The sequence below is a fragment of the Pseudomonas sp. 2995-3 genome, assembly GCF_002742565.1.
Lineage (GTDB): Bacteria > Pseudomonadota > Gammaproteobacteria > Pseudomonadales > Pseudomonadaceae > Aquipseudomonas > Aquipseudomonas edaphica.
Genome location: NZ_LJSB01000066.1, coordinates 21,526 through 39,297, shown reverse-complemented (window position 1 = coordinate 39,297; position 17,772 = coordinate 21,526). Strand labels below are relative to the sequence as shown.

General features: G+C 60.3%; 15 protein-coding genes and 4 tRNA genes. 7 read left to right on the top strand and 12 right to left on the bottom strand.

The features are described from left to right. Nucleotides 1-30 precede the first annotated feature (30 nt). Complete coding sequence (locus AOA62_RS03570; RefSeq protein ID WP_099547868.1) at nt 31-1,533, top strand: MFS transporter; 1,503 nt, start codon at nt 31-33, stop codon at nt 1,531-1,533. A gap of 79 nt (nt 1,534-1,612) precedes the next feature. On the opposite strand, the gene AOA62_RS03565 is transcribed toward AOA62_RS03570, so the two are convergent. The 4 genes from AOA62_RS03565 to AOA62_RS03550 form a co-directional block, all read right to left on the bottom strand. After that, nucleotides 1,613-1,689: transfer RNA gene (locus AOA62_RS03565), tRNA-Asp, on the bottom strand. 19 nt (nt 1,690-1,708) lie between these two features. Then, nucleotides 1,709-1,784: transfer RNA gene (locus AOA62_RS03560), tRNA-Val, on the bottom strand. A gap of 372 nt (nt 1,785-2,156) precedes the next feature. Further along, nucleotides 2,157-2,233, bottom strand: a tRNA-Asp gene (locus tag AOA62_RS03555). A gap of 19 nt (nt 2,234-2,252) precedes the next feature. Next, nucleotides 2,253-2,328, bottom strand: a tRNA-Val gene (locus tag AOA62_RS03550). Between the two features lie 159 nt (nt 2,329-2,487). On the opposite strand from AOA62_RS03550, the gene rdgC reads away from it, so the two are divergent. From rdgC to sugE, 3 genes are all read left to right on the top strand, one after another. Next, on the top strand, nt 2,488-3,408 hold the full coding sequence (gene rdgC / locus AOA62_RS03545) for a recombination-associated protein RdgC (protein ID WP_003172886.1): 921 nt from the start codon (nt 2,488-2,490) through the stop codon (nt 3,406-3,408). A gap of 209 nt (nt 3,409-3,617) precedes the next feature. Further along, the gene (locus tag AOA62_RS03540) at nt 3,618-4,577 is read left to right on the top strand and encodes a bile acid:sodium symporter family protein (protein WP_099547867.1); all 960 of its coding nucleotides are present in this window, start codon (nt 3,618-3,620) and stop codon (nt 4,575-4,577) included. A gap of 112 nt (nt 4,578-4,689) precedes the next feature. Continuing rightward, nucleotides 4,690-5,004: a quaternary ammonium compound efflux SMR transporter SugE gene (gene sugE, locus AOA62_RS03535; RefSeq protein ID WP_099547866.1), complete on the top strand. Its 315-nt coding sequence runs from the start codon at nt 4,690-4,692 to the stop codon at nt 5,002-5,004. A 107-nt stretch (nt 5,005-5,111) separates the two neighbouring features. Here the strand turns inward: sugE and AOA62_RS03525 are convergent, their stop codons facing one another. The 3 genes from AOA62_RS03525 to AOA62_RS03515 all read right to left on the bottom strand — a co-directional run bounded on the left by AOA62_RS03525 (nt 5,112) and on the right by AOA62_RS03515 (nt 9,530). Continuing rightward, nucleotides 5,112-6,986, bottom strand: a complete 1,875-nt coding sequence (locus AOA62_RS03525; RefSeq protein ID WP_099547865.1) for an MFS transporter — start codon at nt 6,984-6,986, stop codon at nt 5,112-5,114. A gap of 65 nt (nt 6,987-7,051) precedes the next feature. After that, nucleotides 7,052-8,230, bottom strand: coding sequence for a TDT family transporter (locus AOA62_RS03520; RefSeq protein WP_099547864.1), 1,179 nt, complete (start codon nt 8,228-8,230; stop codon nt 7,052-7,054). A gap of 109 nt (nt 8,231-8,339) precedes the next feature. Next, complete coding sequence (locus AOA62_RS03515) at nt 8,340-9,530, bottom strand: MFS transporter (protein WP_017136392.1); 1,191 nt, start codon at nt 9,528-9,530, stop codon at nt 8,340-8,342. 91 nt (nt 9,531-9,621) lie between these two features. Here AOA62_RS03515 and AOA62_RS03510 point away from each other — a divergent pair, with 91 nt between their 5' ends. Further along, on the top strand, nt 9,622-10,161 hold the full coding sequence (locus AOA62_RS03510) for a TetR/AcrR family transcriptional regulator (protein WP_099547863.1): 540 nt from the start codon (nt 9,622-9,624) through the stop codon (nt 10,159-10,161). 175 nt (nt 10,162-10,336) lie between these two features. Here AOA62_RS03510 and AOA62_RS03505 read toward each other — a convergent pair whose 3' ends face one another. The 4 genes from AOA62_RS03505 to AOA62_RS03490 form a co-directional block, all read right to left on the bottom strand. Further along, nucleotides 10,337-11,116, bottom strand: coding sequence for an ABC transporter permease (locus tag AOA62_RS03505; protein WP_017136394.1), 780 nt, complete (start codon nt 11,114-11,116; stop codon nt 10,337-10,339). Further along, complete coding sequence (locus AOA62_RS03500; RefSeq protein WP_017136395.1) at nt 11,113-12,045, bottom strand: ABC transporter ATP-binding protein; 933 nt, start codon at nt 12,043-12,045, stop codon at nt 11,113-11,115. The genes AOA62_RS03505 and AOA62_RS03500 overlap by 4 nt, the downstream gene beginning before the upstream one ends. A 134-nt stretch (nt 12,046-12,179) precedes the next feature. Next, the gene (locus tag AOA62_RS03495; protein WP_099547862.1) at nt 12,180-12,797 is read right to left on the bottom strand and encodes a glutathione S-transferase family protein; all 618 of its coding nucleotides are present in this window, start codon (nt 12,795-12,797) and stop codon (nt 12,180-12,182) included. A gap of 56 nt (nt 12,798-12,853) precedes the next feature. Further along, nucleotides 12,854-13,525 (bottom strand): transglutaminase family protein, encoded by a 672-nt coding sequence (locus AOA62_RS03490; protein WP_099547861.1) that lies wholly within the window; start codon nt 13,523-13,525, stop codon nt 12,854-12,856. 178 nt (nt 13,526-13,703) lie between these two features. Between AOA62_RS03490 and AOA62_RS03485 the strand changes: the two genes are divergently transcribed. Further along, nucleotides 13,704-16,151 (top strand): acyl-CoA dehydrogenase, encoded by a 2,448-nt coding sequence (locus AOA62_RS03485; RefSeq protein WP_099547860.1) that lies wholly within the window; start codon nt 13,704-13,706, stop codon nt 16,149-16,151. 91 nt (nt 16,152-16,242) lie between these two features. Further along, nucleotides 16,243-16,650 carry a PA2817 family protein gene (locus AOA62_RS03480; RefSeq protein WP_010567536.1) on the top strand — a complete coding sequence of 136 codons (408 nt, stop codon included), beginning with the start codon at nt 16,243-16,245 and terminating at the stop codon, nt 16,648-16,650. A gap of 140 nt (nt 16,651-16,790) precedes the next feature. Here AOA62_RS03480 and AOA62_RS03475 read toward each other — a convergent pair whose 3' ends face one another. Next, nucleotides 16,791-17,723, bottom strand: a complete 933-nt coding sequence (locus AOA62_RS03475; protein ID WP_099547859.1) for a LysR family transcriptional regulator — start codon at nt 17,721-17,723, stop codon at nt 16,791-16,793. Between the last annotated feature and the right edge of the window lie 49 nt (nt 17,724-17,772).

Below are 17,772 nucleotides of genomic sequence, written 5' to 3'. Positions count from 1 at the left end.
TTATCTTTACAGGCCCACAGGAATCTCCCGATGAACACAACCGACTCCGCCCATGGCCGCTATGCCATTCTTGCCGCGATCTGCCTGGCGGCTCTGGTGTTACCCATGAGCTTTACCGGTGGCGCCGTAGCGACGCCCTTTATCGGCCACGCATTTGCTGCGCACCCCACACAGTTGGCGTGGATCACCAACGCGTTCATGCTTAGTTTCGGCAGCCTGCTGATGGCCGCCGGCACCCTTGCCGATCGGTATGGTCGCAAGCGTTTGTTCCTGTGGGGCATGGCGCTGTTTACAGGTGTCTCGCTGCTGCTGACCGTGGCGCCGGGCATGCTCTGGCTGGATGTACTGCGCGGTGTTCAAGGTGTTGCGGCAGCTACCGCATTGGCCAGCGGCTGCGCAGCGTTGGCGCAGGAGTTCGATGGCCATGCCAGGACACGCGCCTTCAGCTTGCTGGGCACCACCTTTGGCGCGGGCCTGGCTTTCGGGCCGCTGCTGTCTGGGTGGCTGATTGAACTGTGGGGCTGGCGTGCGATTTTCTTCACCACCGCATTGCTGGCGGGCCTGTCGTTGCTGTTCGCCGCACCCACAATGCGAGAGAGCCGCGACCCGCAAGCGCTGCAGTTGGACCTGCCTGGCGTACTGACGTTTTCGGCAATGCTGGTGAGCTTGACCACGGCGATCATTCTCGCGCCGCAGTTGGGTTGGGCTTCGGTGACGACCGGTTGCCTGCTTGCGGCGGCTGCGGCTTTCTTGCTGGTGTTTATCCTGGTTGAACAGCGTGCGAGCCAACCGATGCTGGATCTGCGCCTGTTTCGCTTTGCGCGTTTTATCGGCGTGCAATTGTTGCCGATTGGCACCTGCTACTGCTACATCGTGCTGGTGGTGTTGCTGCCGCTGCGGTTTATTGGGGTCGAAGGCGCCAGCGCGTCAGAGGCGGGCTTGATGATGCTGGCGCTGTCTGCGCCGATGCTGGTGGTGCCGTTACTGGCCGCAACGCTGACACGCTGGCTGTCGGCGGGGCTGTTGTGTGCCCTTGGCCTGTTGATCGCGGCGGCGGGTTTATATGGGCTGAGCCTGGCCCAGCCCGGCCAGCCATTGCTAACTGTCGTGGCAATGTTGGTGATCGGGATGGGGACGGGCTTGCCGTGGGGCTTGATGGATGGCCTGGCGATCAGCGTGGTGCCCACAGAGCGTGCGGGCATGGCCGCAGGCATTTTCAATACGACCCGGGTTGCCAGTGAAGGTGTGGCGCTGGCCATCACCGTGGCGGTGTTGAGTGCGCTGGTTGCCCATCATCTGCCCGCAGACAGTTCGCAGGACATTGCTGGGGTTGCCCAGCAGTTGGTCATGGGCGACACCCGTGCAAACCTCCCGCTGGAATTGCTGCGCACGGCCTACCTCGCGGGCTTCAATACGTTGCTGCAATGGCTGGCCGGGCTCACCCTGTTTACGGCGGTGGTGGTGTTTGTGTTTCTGAGCCGACGTGAGATTGCACCCGCGCCTGTGGCGCTCGCCGCCGAAGCGCAAAGCTGAATCGCAGGCAAAAAAAAGCCCGCTCAATGAGCGGGCTTCTTGTGGTGACCTGGCGTTCAGTGTTCCAGGTTACCGAATATGGCGCAGCGGACGGGACTCGAACCCGCGACCCCCGGCGTGACAGGCCGGTATTCTAACCGACTGAACTACCGCTGCGCGTAACACTTGAAACGAATGGTGGGTGATGACGGGATCGAACCGCCGACATTCTGCTTGTAAGGCAGACGCTCTCCCAGCTGAGCTAATCACCCTTCGCTTCGGTGTGGGCGGCATAATACACCAAAAATCTGCAATGTCTTGATTTAAATGCAATTTATTTAAAATAATTTCTCTGGTGTCCTCCGCGCCCCGGAAAACGGGGCCTCAAGCCCCAAATGTGAGTCTATTGCGTTTATACGTTGCCTGGCGGCACAGTTAAAAACCATTATCAATGACACCTGAGCCGCGCAACGTGATGGTGACAACGCGTTGGGATTTCTGATCAGCCCATAAAAAAACGCCGCCAATCATCGGAAATGATCGGCGGCGTTTTTTGGTTTTACAAACCCCGGACAGCAAAAAGCCCGCTCAATGAGCGGGCTTTCTGTGGTGACCTGGCGTTCAGTGTTCCAGGTTACCGAATATGGCGCAGCGGACGGGACTCGAACCCGCGACCCCCGGCGTGACAGGCCGGTATTCTAACCGACTGAACTACCGCTGCGCGTAACACTTGAAACGAATGGTGGGTGATGACGGGATCGAACCGCCGACATTCTGCTTGTAAGGCAGACGCTCTCCCAGCTGAGCTAATCACCCTTCGCTTCGGTGTGGCGCGCATTCTACGGAGCGACCTTAAGTCTGGCAAGCACTTTCTTAAATCTTTTTTTTCAGCCCTTCCAATGGCTTAGGCAGGGTTGGCCTCAGCCCGGATCAAGAGAATAATGCCCCCCTTTGTATAAAGGAGAGACTCACCCCATGTGGTTCAAGAACCTGCTTATCTATCGCCTGACCCAAGATCTGCCTGTTGATGCCGAGGCGTTGGAAGCGGCCATGGCCACCAAACTGGCGCGCCCGTGTGCAAGCCAGGAGTTGACCACTTACGGTTTCGTCGCACCTTTTGGTAAAGGTGAAGACGCTCCCCTGGTGCATGTCAGCGGTGACTTCCTGCTGATCGCGGCACGCAAGGAAGAACGCATCCTGCCGGGTAGCGTGGTGCGTGACGCGCTTAAAGAGAAAGTCGAAGAGATCGAGGCCGAGCAAATGCGCAAGGTCTATAAGAAGGAACGCGACCAGATCAAGGATGAAATCATCCAGGCCTTCCTGCCGCGTGCGTTTATCCGTCGTTCGTCGACTTTCGCCGCCATTGCGCCGAAACAGGGCCTGATCCTGGTCAACTCGGCGAGCCCGAAACGCGCCGAAGACCTGCTGTCGACCCTGCGCGAAGTAATCGGCACCCTGCCGGTACGCCCGCTGACGGTTAAAACCGCACCAACGGCGATCATGACCGACTGGGTCACCACGCAGAAGCCGGCCGATGACTTCTTCGTCCTCGACGAATGCGAACTGCGCGACACCCACGAAGACGGCGGCATCGTGCGCTGCAAGCGCCAGGACCTGACCGGCGAAGAGATCCAACTGCACCTGACTACCGGCAAAGTCGTGACGCAATTGTCCCTGGCCTGGCAGGACAAGTTGTCCTTCATGCTCGACGACAAAATGACCGTCAAGCGCCTGAAGTTCGAAGACCTGCTGCAAGACCAGGCTGAACAGGACGGCGGCGACGAGGCATTGGGCCAGCTGGATGCCAGCTTTACCCTGATGATGCTGACGTTTGGTGAGTTCCTGCCGGCGTTGGTTGAGGCACTGGGCGGCGAAGAAACCCCGCAGGGCATCTAAGCCATGTGAAGATCAAAATGTGGGAGCTGGCTTGTGTGGGAGCTGGCTTGCCTGCGATAGCATCAACTCGATCCAGCTGAAGACCGAGGTGCCTGCATCGCGGGCAAGCCCGGCTCCCACACAAGCCAGTCCTCACACAAACATCTCCCACACAAGCCCCACATTTGATTGCAGTTACACCCTCGAACTCTAATAACAAGGACTTCCCCATGCGCGCACTCGCCGCCTTGAGCCGCTTCGTTGGCAATACCTTCGCCTACTGGGTGTTGATTTTCGCGGTGCTCGCCTTCCTTGAGCCCGGCTGGTTCATTGGCCTTAAAGGCGCCATCGTGCCGCTGCTGGGCCTGGTGATGTTCGGCATGGGGCTGACCTTGAAACTGGAAGACTTCGCCGAAGTCGCCCGCCATCCCTGGCGCGTGGCCCTCGGTGTGGTTGCGCATTTTGTGATCATGCCGGGCGTGGCCTGGCTGCTGTGCCAGGCGTTCCACCTGCCGCCGGAAATCGCCGTCGGCGTGATACTGGTCGGGTGCTGCCCAAGCGGCACGTCGTCCAACGTCATGACCTGGCTGGCCCGGGGCGACCTCGCGCTGTCGGTAGCCATCGCCGCCGTCACCACCCTCCTCGCCCCGCTGCTGACGCCCGCATTGATCTGGCTGCTGGCCTCGGCCTGGCTGCCGGTGTCGTTCATGGAGCTGTTCTGGTCGATCCTGCAAGTGGTGTTGCTGCCGATCGTGCTGGGCGTGGTGGCGCAACGCGTGCTGGGCGACCGGGTGCGCCATGCCGTGGAGGTATTGCCGCTGGTCTCAGTGGTAAGCATCGTAATCATCGTCGCTGCAGTCGTTGCAGCGAGCCAGGCGAAGATCGCCGAGTCCGGCCTGTTGATCATGGCCGTGGTGATGCTGCACAACAGCTTCGGTTATCTGCTCGGTTACTTCACCGGCCGCCTGTTCAAACTGCCGTTGGCGCAGCGTAAATCCCTGGCGCTGGAAGTGGGCATGCAGAACTCCGGGCTGGGCGCCGCGCTGGCCAGTGCGCACTTTTCGCCCTTGGCGGCGGTGCCGAGCGCGCTGTTCAGCGTGTGGCACAATATTTCCGGGGCATTGCTGTCGACTTACTTTCGCAGAATGAGCGAAAAAGAAGACCGTCGCGCCCTGGAGAGCGCGCCGTAAACTTGATCACCTGATCAATTTTCGGCAAGCTACCGGGCTTCGCGGGGACGACCTCGCGACGCTCTCAAGCGCTTAATCCGGGGACGACCCCAGCTATAGAGGGGAGATCAACATGTCCTGGATCATTCTGTTTTTTGCCGGGCTGTTTGAGGTCGGCTGGGCGGTCGGCCTGAAGTACACCGACGGTTTCAGCAAGCCGCTGCCGACAGCACTGACGATCGCCGCCATGGCCATCAGCCTCGGCCTGCTGGGCCTGGCCATGAAGGAGCTGCCGCTGGGCACCGCCTATGCCATCTGGACCGGTGTGGGTGCAGTAGGCACGGTGATCGCCGGGATTATCCTGTTTGGGGAGTCCATGGCGATGTTCAGGTTGGCGAGTGTGGCGTTGATCATTTGCGGGCTGGTTGGGCTCAAGATCAGCGCCTGAGCCACTACCGCTATCGCAGGCAAGCCAGCTCCCACATTGGACGGTGTTCAGCGTTCAAATGTGGGAGCTGGCTTGCCTGCGATGAGGCCCTTACAGCCAGCAAATAACTACCTGACACTCCCGCGCAACACCCCTACCCGCGCCTGCAACTGCTCAGGCGTCGCGGCCTCCACCGCAACCGGCTCACCCGCCACCAACACCACCCGCGACCAGATCCGATGAAAGATGCCCTTGTTCGGATCGCGACTGAAAAAGCTCCCCCACAACCCCTGCAACGCCATCGGAATCACCGGCACCGGGGTCTGCTCCAGAATCCGCGTCAACCCGCTACGGAACTCATTGATCTCGCCATCGGCGGTCAGCTTGCCTTCCGGGAAGATGCACACCAACTCCCCTTCCTTCAGGTACTGGGCAATTCGCATGAAGGCCTTTTCGTAGATCTGGATATCTTCATGGCGCCCGGCAATCGGAATCGCCCCGGCCGTGCGGAAGATAAAATTCAGCACCGGCAAACGGTAGATCTTGTAGTACATCACAAAGCGAATCGGCCGACGTACCGCGCCGCCAATCAACAGTGCATCGACAAACGACACGTGGTTGCACACCAGCAGCGCCGCGCCTTCATCCGGAATCAGCTCAAGGTTGCGATGCTCCACGCGGTACATGGAATGGCTGAGCAGCCAGATCATGAAGCGCATGGTGAACTCGGGGACGATTTTGAAGATGTAAGTGTTGACCGCAATGTTGAGCAGCGACACCACCAGGAACAACTCGGGGATCGACAGCTTGGCCACGCTCAGCAGCAGGATCGAGACGATGGCCGAAACCACCATGAACAACGCATTGAGAATATTGTTGGCCGCAATGACCCGCGCGCGCTCGTTCTCGGCCGTGCGCGACTGGATCAGCGCGTAGAGCGGCACGATATAGAAACCACCGAACACACCCAGGCCAAGGATATCGAACAACACCCACCACGCCTGACCGTAGCTGAGTACCGCCAGCCAGCTATGTTCCTGGGCCGATTGCGGAAAGCCGCCCGAGTGCCACCACAGCAGCAGGCCGAAGACCGTCAGGCCAAACGAGCCAAACGGCACCAGGCCGATCTCGACCTTACGGCCCGAGAGCTTTTCGCAGAGCATCGAGCCAACGGCGATGCCCACCGAAAACACCGTAAGGATCAGCGTCACCACAGTTTCGTCGCCGTACAACCATTCCTTGGCGTAGGCCGGGATTTGCGTCAGGTAGATCGCACCGACAAACCAGAACCACGAGTTGCCGACAATCGAGCGCGACACTGCCGGCGTCTGCCCCAGGCCCAGGCGCAAGGTGGCCCAGGATTCGCTGAAGATATTCCAGTTCAGGCGCAGCTCGGGCGTGGACGCCGCCGCCCGCGGAATACTGCGGCTGGCCAGGTAGCCGAGCACCGCCACGCCGACAATCGCTACCGCCACCAAGGGCGCGTAATTGCTCGACGACATGATGATCCCGGCGCCAATGGTGCCGGCCAGAATGGCCAGAAACGTGCCCATTTCCACCAGTCCGTTGCCGCCCACCAGCTCATCGTCGTGCAACGCCTGGGGCATGATCGAGTACTTCACCGGGCCGAACAACGCCGAATGCGTACCCATGGCAAACAGCGCCAGCAGCATCAGTTCCAGGTGGTTGAACAGAAAGCCCGTGGCGCCCACGGCCATGATCACGATCTCGCCGATCTTGATCGCGCGGATCAGCGCGTCCTTGTTGAATTTCTCGCCAAACTGCCCGGCCAACGCCGAGAACAGGAAGAACGGCAGGATAAACAACAAGGCGCACAGGTTGACCCAGATGGAGCGGTCGCCCTCGATGGTGAGCTTGTAGAGAATCGCCAGGATCAGCGATTGCTTGAAGATGTTGTCGTTGAATGCGCCCAGTAACTGGGTGATGAAAAACGGCAGAAAGCGCCGTGTGCGCAGCAAGGTGAATTGTGAGGGGTGGCTCATCGTCCGTGTTCCTGCGTGGCCTGAAGGCGTGTAGTTTCTCAGGCCACGACTTTACCTAATCGCGCTTACTTATTCGCTAGTCCTGCAATGCATGGCGAAACAAAAAGCTCACCTTTATAGGCGCCCTGCACGGTGCGCTTGGCCACGATCAGCCACATCAGCGCCAGTGCCAGCACCAGCACGCTGCCAAAGATGCTGAAAAAGCTCAGGTGCAGCAGACTCGCCAGCTTCAGCGTGGCTAACGCGTAAACCCCCAGCGGGAAGGTAAACCCCCACCAGCCGAGGTTGAACGGAATGCCGGCGCGCAGGTAACGCAGGGTGATCAGCACCGCGATCAACATCCACCACAAACCGAAGCCCCACAGCGTGATGCCGGCTACCAAGCCCAGGCCATTGGCCATTTCGCCCACACCCGGCAAGCCATTGGCGGCGAAAATCGCCGGGGCGTCACCGCCCAACAGCAACATGCCCAGCGCACCGGTGCCGATGGGGCCAAGGGCCAACCAGCTCGATGCGGCCATATTGGCAGGCGGCAGTTTATGCAGGGCCATGCGCAACATCAGGATGGTCAGGATGCTGAACGCCACCGGCAGGGAAAACGCCCACAGCACGTAGCTGGTCACCAGCATCACCAGTTGCGCATGGGCGTCGGCCAAGTGCGGCGCCAGCAAGCCACCGCTGGCGGCAGCGACTTCGGCGGCAACCACCGGCAACAGCCAGACGGCGGTCATCTGGTCGATGCTGTGTTCCTGGCGGGTGAACATCATGAACGGGATCAACACACCACAGGCCAGGGCCATCGCCACGTCCAGCCACCATAAGGCTTCAGCCAGCGGGATCACCTCACTGCCCCAGCGCGGCAGGCCGAACAGCAGCAGGCCATTGAGAATGGTGGCCAGGCCCATGGGAATGGTGCCGAAGAACATCGACACCGTGGAGTGCCCGAAGATGCGTCGCGCTTCGTGGAAGAACATCACCCAACGCGCCGCGTACAACAGGCTGAACAGCACAAACAGGCCAATGGTGAACAGCCACAGCCCTTCGGCAATGGCGTGCAAACCTGGCAGGTTGAACGGCAGTTGAGCCAAGGCCAGGGCCAGCACGCCGGTACCCATGGTCGCGGCGAACCAGTTGGGGGTGAACTGGCGAATCACTTCCCGTGGGCGGGTCAGATGGCTCAAGGGCTTATAGCTTGGGGTTTTGCAGCCTGGGGGCGTGCAACTGGGAGTCGTCGTGCAGGTCATGATGGCAATCCTCTTCCTCGTATGAGGTTGAAGCCATCATAGAACCTGAACGAATATCTATATAACGGGTAATATCTCTATAAGTTATCTACTTTACCAATATACAGCATCACTCTACTGCCGCCTTGGCCCGCACCGAGTTCTGCAGCATTAAACCGACCAAGGCACTCAGGGCCAGCAGTATCAGCGCCGCACCATAGCCTTCAGTCGTGACGATAAGGCCGTAAACCTGGCACAAGTAACCCGCCAACAGCGCTGGCAGGCAAAACGCCAAGTAGCTCAAGACATAGAACGCCGACATCAAACCGGCCCGCTCATGGGGCAACGCCAGTCCGACAATGCTGCGCACACTGCCCATGAAGCCGCCGCCAAAACCAAAACCTGCAATCACACTGGCGACAAAGAACAGCCACAAAATACCCATGTGGACGGCCACCAGCAGCAACGCGACGCCCACGGCCAACAGCCCTGCCGACAGCCGCATGATTTTATCGGCCGGGCGCTCGCGCACGCTGTAGATCATCACCGCGCCACTCAAGGTCACGACCGCCACCAGGCCGCCACCGATCAGGTGCGAAGTGGAACCGGTGGCAGCCTTGATCAGCGACGGCGCCAGGGATGAGAAGAACCCGCCCAGCGCCCACACCGCCACATTCAGCGGCATCACCAACCATAAAGCCCGGCGCGCTTGCTGCGGCACATGCAGGGTCGGCGCCAGCGACTTCAAGGCCCCCGGAATACGACTGACGGTTTCCGCCAGGCGCCACACATACACAGCCTGCAACACCATCAACCCCAACAGCGTGAAGTAAATCAATTGGGTAGGACGCGGCGCGAACTCCACCAGTAGGCCACTGCCCAGCCCGCCGCTGGCCATGCCCAACAGCGGCGCCAGGCTATTGAGCATCGGGCCGCGCTGGCGGTCGGTGTCGAGCAAGGTCGCACTCAGCACCGCCGTGGCCATGCCGGTGGCGAAACCTTGCAGCGCGCGGGCGGCAATCAGGTGCGCGGTGCTGTCGGCGTTGATAAACAGCAGCATCGCCGCAATATTGAGCAGCAATGCGACGAAAATCACCGGCTTGCGCCCCAGGTGATCCGACAGTGAACCCACGGTCAGCAACGCTGCCAACAGGCTGACGGCGTATACGCCGAAAATCACCGTGAGCATTGTCGCGGAGAAATGCAGGTTTTCCTGATACACCTGATACAACGGCGTCGGCGCGCTGGACGCGGCGAGGAAGGTCAACACCGTGATGACCAGGAACGCCAGGCTGGACCGTTGCGAAATAACGCGAGACATGGGCACACTCCACTAAAGCTAATACTTTGCTTTTGCGCAGTGTGCTACCGGCGCGCGCTTAAAGCAAATTCTTTGTGTTAAGGTTTTACGCATGGCGATAAAAGAAGGCCTTCGCCCGGGAGGCCGCAGTGCCCGGGTCCAAGAATCGGTGCATTCAGCAGTGCGTGAGCTGTTGGAAGCCCATGAGCGCTCCAGCGTTACCGTACCGATGATTGCGACGCGCGCAGGCGTCACGCCCTCGACCATTTACCGGCGCTGGGGCGACTTATCCGTGCTGTTGGCTGATGTGGCCCTGGCCCGCATGCGCCCCGACTGTGAGCCGGCGAATACCGGCAGCCTGCGCGGTGATCTGCGGGCCTGGGCCGAGCAATACCTGGATGAAATGAGCTCCGAGCCAGGGCGCAACATGATGCGTGACCTGCAGAGCATGATCACACCGGGTTATTGCGTGAGCATTCTGAGTGGGCAGCTTCAGACGATTATCGATCGCTACCCACAGAGTACGCCGCCGAGCGTGGACCATTTAATCAACCTGCTGGCGGCGCCGACGGTGTTTCGCATTTTGTTCTCGACCGAACCACTGACGGTGCAAGAGCTGCACGGACTGATCGAGCTGGCACTTAAAGGTTAAACCTCTGCACAAAACCAAAGGTGGGAGCTGGCTTGCCTGCGATGGCGGTCTGTCAGTTAAACAATGGCTGCCTGACCCATCGCTATCGCAGGCAAGCCAGCTCCCACATTGACCCTGCCTGCAGTCAATAAAAAACGGCCTCACTTGGAGGCCGTTTTTTATTGCAGCTAACGGCTTAGGTACGCATCCCGCGCCCACTCACCAGCAACCGCGCACAGCCGACATACAGCACCACGGTCGCCACCAGCATAAAGGTGATCGCCACGCTGATCTTGATATCCGACACGCCCAGGATGCCGTAGCGGAAGGCGTTGACCATATGCAACACCGGGTTGGCCAGCGACACGGTCTGCCAGAACGGCGGCAGCAAGGTAATGGAGTAGAACACCCCGCCCAGGTAGGTCAGCGGCGTCAGCACGAACGTCGGGATGATCGAAATATCATCGAAGTTGCGGGCAAACACGGCGTTGATGAACCCCAGCAGCGAGAAGATCGTCGCCGTCAGTACCACCACCAGCAGGGTGACCCCAAGGTGATGCACTTGCAGATGGGTGAAGAACAGCGACAGCAAGGTCACGATCACCCCGACCATCAAACCGCGCAGCACGCCACCCAGGGTGTAGCCGATCAGGATGGTGTGCGGCGACACCGGCGAGACCATCAGTTCTTCGATGGAGCGCTGGAACTTGCTGCCGAAAAAGCTCGAGACCACGTTGCCGTAGGAGTTGGTGATCACCGACATCATGATCAGGCCCGGCACGATGTACTCCATGTAGGTGAAGCCACCCATGTCGCCGATCTGGCGGCCGATGAGGTTACCGAAGATCACGAAGTACAAGACCATGGTGATCGCCGGCGGCAGCAGGGTCTGCGGCCAGATCCGGGTAAAGCGCTTCACTTCGCGGTAAACGATGGTCTGCAGTGCGACGAGGTTGGGTTGCAGTTCGGAACTCATACCGCCACCTTCGCCAGATTTTTCTCCACCAGGGACACGAACAACTCCTCAAGGCGATTGGTTTTGTTACGCAGGCTCAGCACTTCGATGCTCTGGGCCGCCAACTGGGTGAACAACGCGGTGATGCCCATGGCTTTGTCCACCTGCACTTCCAGGGTGTGGTCATCGACCAGGCGGCTTGGGTAGCCGAGCAGTTGCGGCGCCACCGACAGGTTGTTTTTCAGGTCCAGCAGGAAGGTTTCCACATGCAACTGGCCCAGCAGGTTGCGCATGCTGGTGTTCTCGACAATGGTGCCGTGGTCGATGATGCCGATGTTGCGGCACAGCTGCTCAGCCTCTTCCAGGTAATGGGTGGTGAGGATGATGGTGATGCCCTTCTCGTTCAGCTCGGTGAGGAAGGTCCACATCGAACGGCGCAGCTCGATATCCACACCGGCGGTCGGCTCATCGAGGATCAACAGGCGCGGTTCATGCACCAGCGCGCGAGCGATCATCAGGCGGCGCTTCATACCGCCGGACAGCGAACGCGAAGGCACGTCGCGCTTGTCCCACAGGCCCAACTGAGTCAGGTACTGCTCGGCGCGTTCCTTGGCGATTTTCGCCGGGATGCCGTAATAGCCGGCCTGGGTCACGACGATGTCGAAGGTCTTTTCAAACTGGTTGAAGTTGAATTCCTGGGGCACCACGCCGATGGAGCGCTTGAGCGCCGCCGGGGATTTGTCCAGGTCATGGCCAAAGATATTCACCGAGCCACTGGTTTTGTTGACCAGGGTCGAGAGGATGCCGATGGTGGTGGATTTGCCGGCACCGTTGGGGCCGAGCAAGGCGAAGAAGTCACCTTCGGCAACGTCCAGATCGATACCACTCAGGGCCTGGAAACCGTTGCCGTAGGTTTTGGTTAGCTGCCGGATGGACAGAGCGGAACTCATATCGGATTACGCACCAGAGAAGGGAATAGAAAGAGTAGATGAGCGCGCAGCGCATGTAGTTCAACGGCGGCGCATGACAAGCATGGTGCTTGCCCGCGCCGCACAAGTACAGTCACCTGTATTAATAGTCAGTATTAAGTCAACGCGGTCATCACGGCCTTGCGGTAGGCCGGGCGATCTTTGAGGCGCTGGTACCAGGCCTCTAGATGGGGCATTGCCGGGCGCTCGATGGGCATCTCGAACCAGGCGTAGGCAAAGCAGCCCAAGGGGATATCGCCCATGCCGAAATGCTGGCCGCTGAGGTAGGGTTGCTCGGCGAGGGCCTGGTCAACGGTGTTAAGCGCATCGATACAGGCTTGGCGCCCGGCATTGATGCTGTCCCAGTTCTGTTTTTCCGCCGGGGTACGCAGGATGCCCCAGAACACCGCCTTGAACGGATCGGCGAGCGTCGACGTGGTCCAGTCCATCCACTTCTCGGCGCTGGCCCGGGCTTGCAGGTCGTTCGGGTAAAAATCCGACGCGCTCTTGGCGCACAGATAACGCACGATGGTGTTGGATTCCCACAACACAAAGTCGCCGTCTTCGATCATCGGCACCCGGCCATTGGGGTTCAAGGCCCGGTATTGCGGCGTGTCGACCACACCAAAAGCCCCGCCCGCATCAATTGCCTCATAGTCCAGGCCGAGTTCCTCGGCGCACCACAGTGCCTTCCTGACGTTTGATGAATTTTTACGACCCCAGATTTTCAGCATGACCGCGCCTTATCGTTGATGAACATGGCTTGATGAACGCAGCAGCATACGCCGGTTCACCCGCGGCTTAAATCGCTGTGCATATCGCTGTGCATGTCCTTCAGCGAGATCGGCATGTCGTCGGCAAACAGGTGCGGATAACACTGCTGAATATGCGCGAAGAAAAGCGCTTCGGGCACGTCGCTGAACTGCCCGTGGTCCAGCACATATTCCATCGAGCGCCGGCCCTGGCGGTTGAAGGCGTGGAACACGCTGTCGTTGACCCCATCGAACGCCAGCGGTGGCACGTCGAACAACTCGCACAGTTGACTGTTGAACGCCGGCGTGGCCTTGACCCAACGGCCGTGCAGGTACAACTCGGTATAGCCGTGCATGGCGAACACATCACTTTTGAGCAGCGCGAGCAGGCGCGGTGTCGATAAATGATTGCGCACGTCCGCCAGGCCAATGCGCGCCGGGATCCCGCAATGACGGGCACAGGCGGCCAATAAGGTGGCCTTGGGTACACAGTAGCTCTCGCCGGTGGCCAGGGCAAAGCTGGCACTGAGGGTATTTGGATCACGGCTGAAGGTGTACGGGTTGTAGCGAATCGCCTCACGCACGGCGTAGTAGAGACTGACCGCCTGGTCACTTAAATCCGGGCGGGTTCCGCGATGTTTTTCGGCGAACTCCACCACCGCAGGGTGGTCACTATCGATGAAGCGGCTGGGATTCAAGTACGTATCCATGAGCTTTATCTCCAAGGGAAGCCTTGAGTCTAACGACAGGCCTGCCGTGGAGATAACGACGATTCGGCCAAATGTCGGCGTGCGCCAGCACAACTCGTTACACCCTCGCCACCGCGCTTTTTCGGATGCCGACTAAGCTCCATGGTGGTTTCGCCCTTGGTTTCACGGAGGATTGAATATGCTGTTGTTGTGGATACTGGTTCTGGTGGTCGGCATTGCCTACCTGGCACACCGCCGCACCGCGCCCCTGCCCGCGCTGGGCGTGGTTGCCGTCTACCTGCTGGCGATGGGCGCCTGGAGCCATGCACCGGGTTGGCTGCTGGTCATCCTCTGGGTGCTGATCGCCGCCGTGGCCGTGCCCCTGTTGCTGCCCGACCTGCGCCGCCAATACTTCACCAAGCCGCTGTTCAGCTGGTTCCAGAAAGTCCTGCCGCCGATGTCCGAGACCGAGCGCGACGCCATCGACGCCGGCACCGTGTGGTGGGACGGCGAACTGTTCAGCGGTCGCCCCGATTGGGACAAATTGCTGGCCTACCCCAAGGCGCAACTGACTGAAGAAGAACAAGCGTTTATCGACGGCCCTACCGAAGAGCTCTGCGCGATGGTCAGCGACTGGGAAATCGGCCAGGCCATGGACCTGCCGCCCGCCGCCTGGGAGCACATCAAGACCCACGGTTTCTTCGCCCTGATCATTCCCAAGGAATATGGCGGCAAGGGTTTCTCCGCCTATGCCCACTCCCAGGTCGCGATGAAACTCGCCACCCGCAGCGGCGACCTCGCCTCCACCGTGATGGTGCCTAACTCCCTCGGCCCGGCCGAGCTGCTGCTGCATTACGGCACCGACGAACAACGCAACCACTACCTGCCACGCCTGGCCCGTGGCGACGATATCCCCTGCTTCGCCCTCACCGGCCCACTGGCCGGCTCCGACGCCGGCGCCATGCCCGACACCGGCGTGATCTGCAAAGGTGAATGGGAAGGCAAGGAAACCCTCGGTCTGCGCCTGAACTGGGAAAAACGCTATATTACCCTCGGCCCGGTCGCGACCCTCCTCGGCCTGGCCTTCAAGGCCCATGACCCGGACCACTTGTTGGGTGAGGAAGAAGACCTGGGCATCAGCCTGGCGCTGATCCCCACCGACACGCCCGGCGTGGAAATCGGCCGTCGCCACCTGCCGTTGGGCGCCGCCTTTATGAACGGCCCCAACTCCGGCAAGGACGTGTTCATCCCCCTGGAATTCCTTATCGGTGGCCAGGAAATGCTCGGCAAGGGCTGGATGATGCTGATGAACTGCCTGTCGGTCGGCCGTTCGATCTCCCTGCCTGCGGTCGGTACCGGCGCGGCCAAGTTCACCAGTTTGGTGACCGGCCAATACGCTCAAGTGCGCGAGCAATTCAACGTGCCGCTGTCGGCCTTTGAAGGTATCCAGGAAGCCCTGGCGCGCATTGGCGGCAACGCCTGGCTGATGGACAGCGCGCGCATGCTCACCGCCAACGCGGTCGACCTGGGCGAAAAGCCTTCGGTGTTGTCGGCGATTCTCAAGTACCACCTCACCGAGCGCGGTCGCGAGTGCATCAGCCACGCCATGGATGTGCACGGCGGCAAGGGCATCATCATGGGGCCTAACAACTACCTGGGCCGCAACTGGCAAGGCGCGCCGATCTTCATCACAGTGGAAGGCGCGAACATCCTCTCGCGCAACCTGATGATCTTTGGCCAGGGCGCGATCCGCTGCCACCCGTTCGTGCTTAAGGAAATGGCCCTGGCCGGTCGTGAAGACCATGACCAGGCGCTCAAGGAATTTGACGGCCTGCTGATGCAACATATCGGATTTGCCGTGAGTAACGCCGCCAGCACGTTGGTGCTGAACCTCGGCATCGGCCACTTCGAGAAGGCACCGGGTAACCGCTTGAGCCAGGGCTACTTCCGCGCACTGAACCGTCAGGCCGCCGCATTCGCCCTGCTCGCCGACTTGAGCATGATGTTGCTGGGTGGTGAATTGAAACGCCGCGAACGCCTGTCGGCACGCCTGGGTGATGTGCTGAGCCATATGTACCTGGCCTCGGCCGCGCTCAAGCGTTACCACGACCTGGATTCGCCGGATCACCTGGAGCCGCTGTTTGCCTGGGCCATGGAAGAAAGCCTCGGTGAGTCGGAGCGTGCCCTGGATGAGCTGCTGAGCAACTTCCCGAACAGGGTCCTCGGTTGCCTGCTGCGGGTGATCGTGTTCCCGTTCGGCCGTCGTCACACCGGGCCGTCCGATGCTTTGGACGCCGAAGTGGCTGCGGTGATTGGCCGTGCCAAAGGCGACCCGACCCTGGAAGAGTTGCTGGCGGGTTGCTATCGCCCGCAATCGGCAGAAGACCCGGTGGGTGCCCTGCAACATGCCTACGACCTGCTGGGTGCCAGCCACCCCTTGCAGAAAAAACTCCACACCGCGCTCAAAAGCGGCCAGGTCAAACCGGCCGCCGGCGAGCATGCCATCGACGCGGCGCTGCACGCGGGCGTATTGCAACCGGCCGAAGCGCAAACCCTGCGCGACGCCGAAGCCGCGCGCCGCAAGGTGATCGATGTGGATGATTTCAGCAAGGAAGAGCTGACCCAGGCTGAGGGTAAAGTGCGCTGACCGCTCACACCCTATAAAGCTAAGGTCATATAAATACGGGCGCGAGAGGCATATACTCTCGCGCCCGTTTTTGCTTTAGAGGACTTATCTCGTGTCCAACGTCGTTGCCGATCATCTCGTCTTGCTCGACCACTTGCGCAGCATCCTGGTTGCCGTCGGCGAAGCCGAACAGGTGCCCGAGGAAAGCCACACCCTGTTCCTGGAGCGCTTCGACGAATTGCGCGCCCTGCTGCCGATCGACCCGATCGAGAGCCAGTACCTGGGCCAGGACCTGATGAGCCAGGTCATCCTGCGTTACCCGCAAATCGCCCACCTTGTGCCACGCGACCTGCTGTGGTTCTTCGGCGGTGATTGCCTGCACTTCATGCCCGATGAAGAACTGGACCTGTACCAGGCCCTGGAAGAACGTCGCTTTGAAGCCGAACAGAACGATGAACCGTTCGACTGGAACCAGGAAAAACAGCTGCTGGCCATGCCGCAGGATCAGAGCAAGCACTGATTTTAAATGTGGGAGCTGGCTTGTGTGGGAGCTGGCTTGCCTGCGATTGTATCGCCTCGGTTTAACTGATAGACCGAGTCGCCTGCATCGCAGGCAAGCCAGCTCCCACACAAGCCAGCTCCCACAGTTGGACCGCACTCCTACCTTCGGCGCAGTGTCGGCTCCTTCGCCATGCACTCCACCAGATAATCAATAAACACCCGCAACTTCGGTGGCAGATACCGCGTGGGCGAATGCAGCAACCACGCCTCACCATGGTAGGACGCAATAAAATCCCACTCGGGCAATACCTGCACCAGGCTCCCCGCCGCCAAGGCGTGGCGCGCCGTGAAGTACGGCAAGCTGCCAATCCCCACATGCTGCAACACCGCATCCAGGCGCACGCCGGTGTGGTTCGCGGCGTAGCGCCCGCGCACGCCCACGGTCACCGCCTTGGCACCCTGACGAAACTTCCAGCGTGAATCCCCCGGCGTTTCGCCCAGGTAAATGCAGCTGTGTTCCAGCAAATCATGGGGATGTTCAGGCGTACCCTGCGCGGCCAGGTACTGCGGCGTGGCACACAACAGGTGCTCGATGGGTAACAGTTGGCGGCCGACCAAGCCCGGCGGCGGGCTGTCGGTGATGCGGATGCTGAGGTCCACATTGTCGTCGATCAGGTCCACATGCCGGTCTTCCAGGATCAATTGCACATCCACCTTGGGATAGCGCCGCAAGAACTCCGACATATGCGGGTGCACCACAAACCGGCCCACCGCCTTGGGCACGCTGACCCGCACCAGGCCTTCGGCTTCATGGGTGAACTGGCCACTGATCTCCATCACCGAGCGCGCCGCGTTGACCATCTCCTGGCAACGCTTGAACACCTCTTCGCCGCCTTCGCTCAAGCGCAATTTACGCGTGGTGCGTTGCAGCAAGCGTGTCGCCAGCGCCTGTTCGAGACGCGAGATACTGCGGCTCACGGCCGAGGGCGAAACGCTCAGTTGTCGCGCCGCTTCGGAGAAACTGCCGGTCTCCACGACTTTGACGAAAATCGCCATTTCACCCAGCAGTGGCAAAGGAAGATTGATGCTCATGACGCACAGGTCCATTGATAATTGAACGGATTATCACCCATCCACGCAC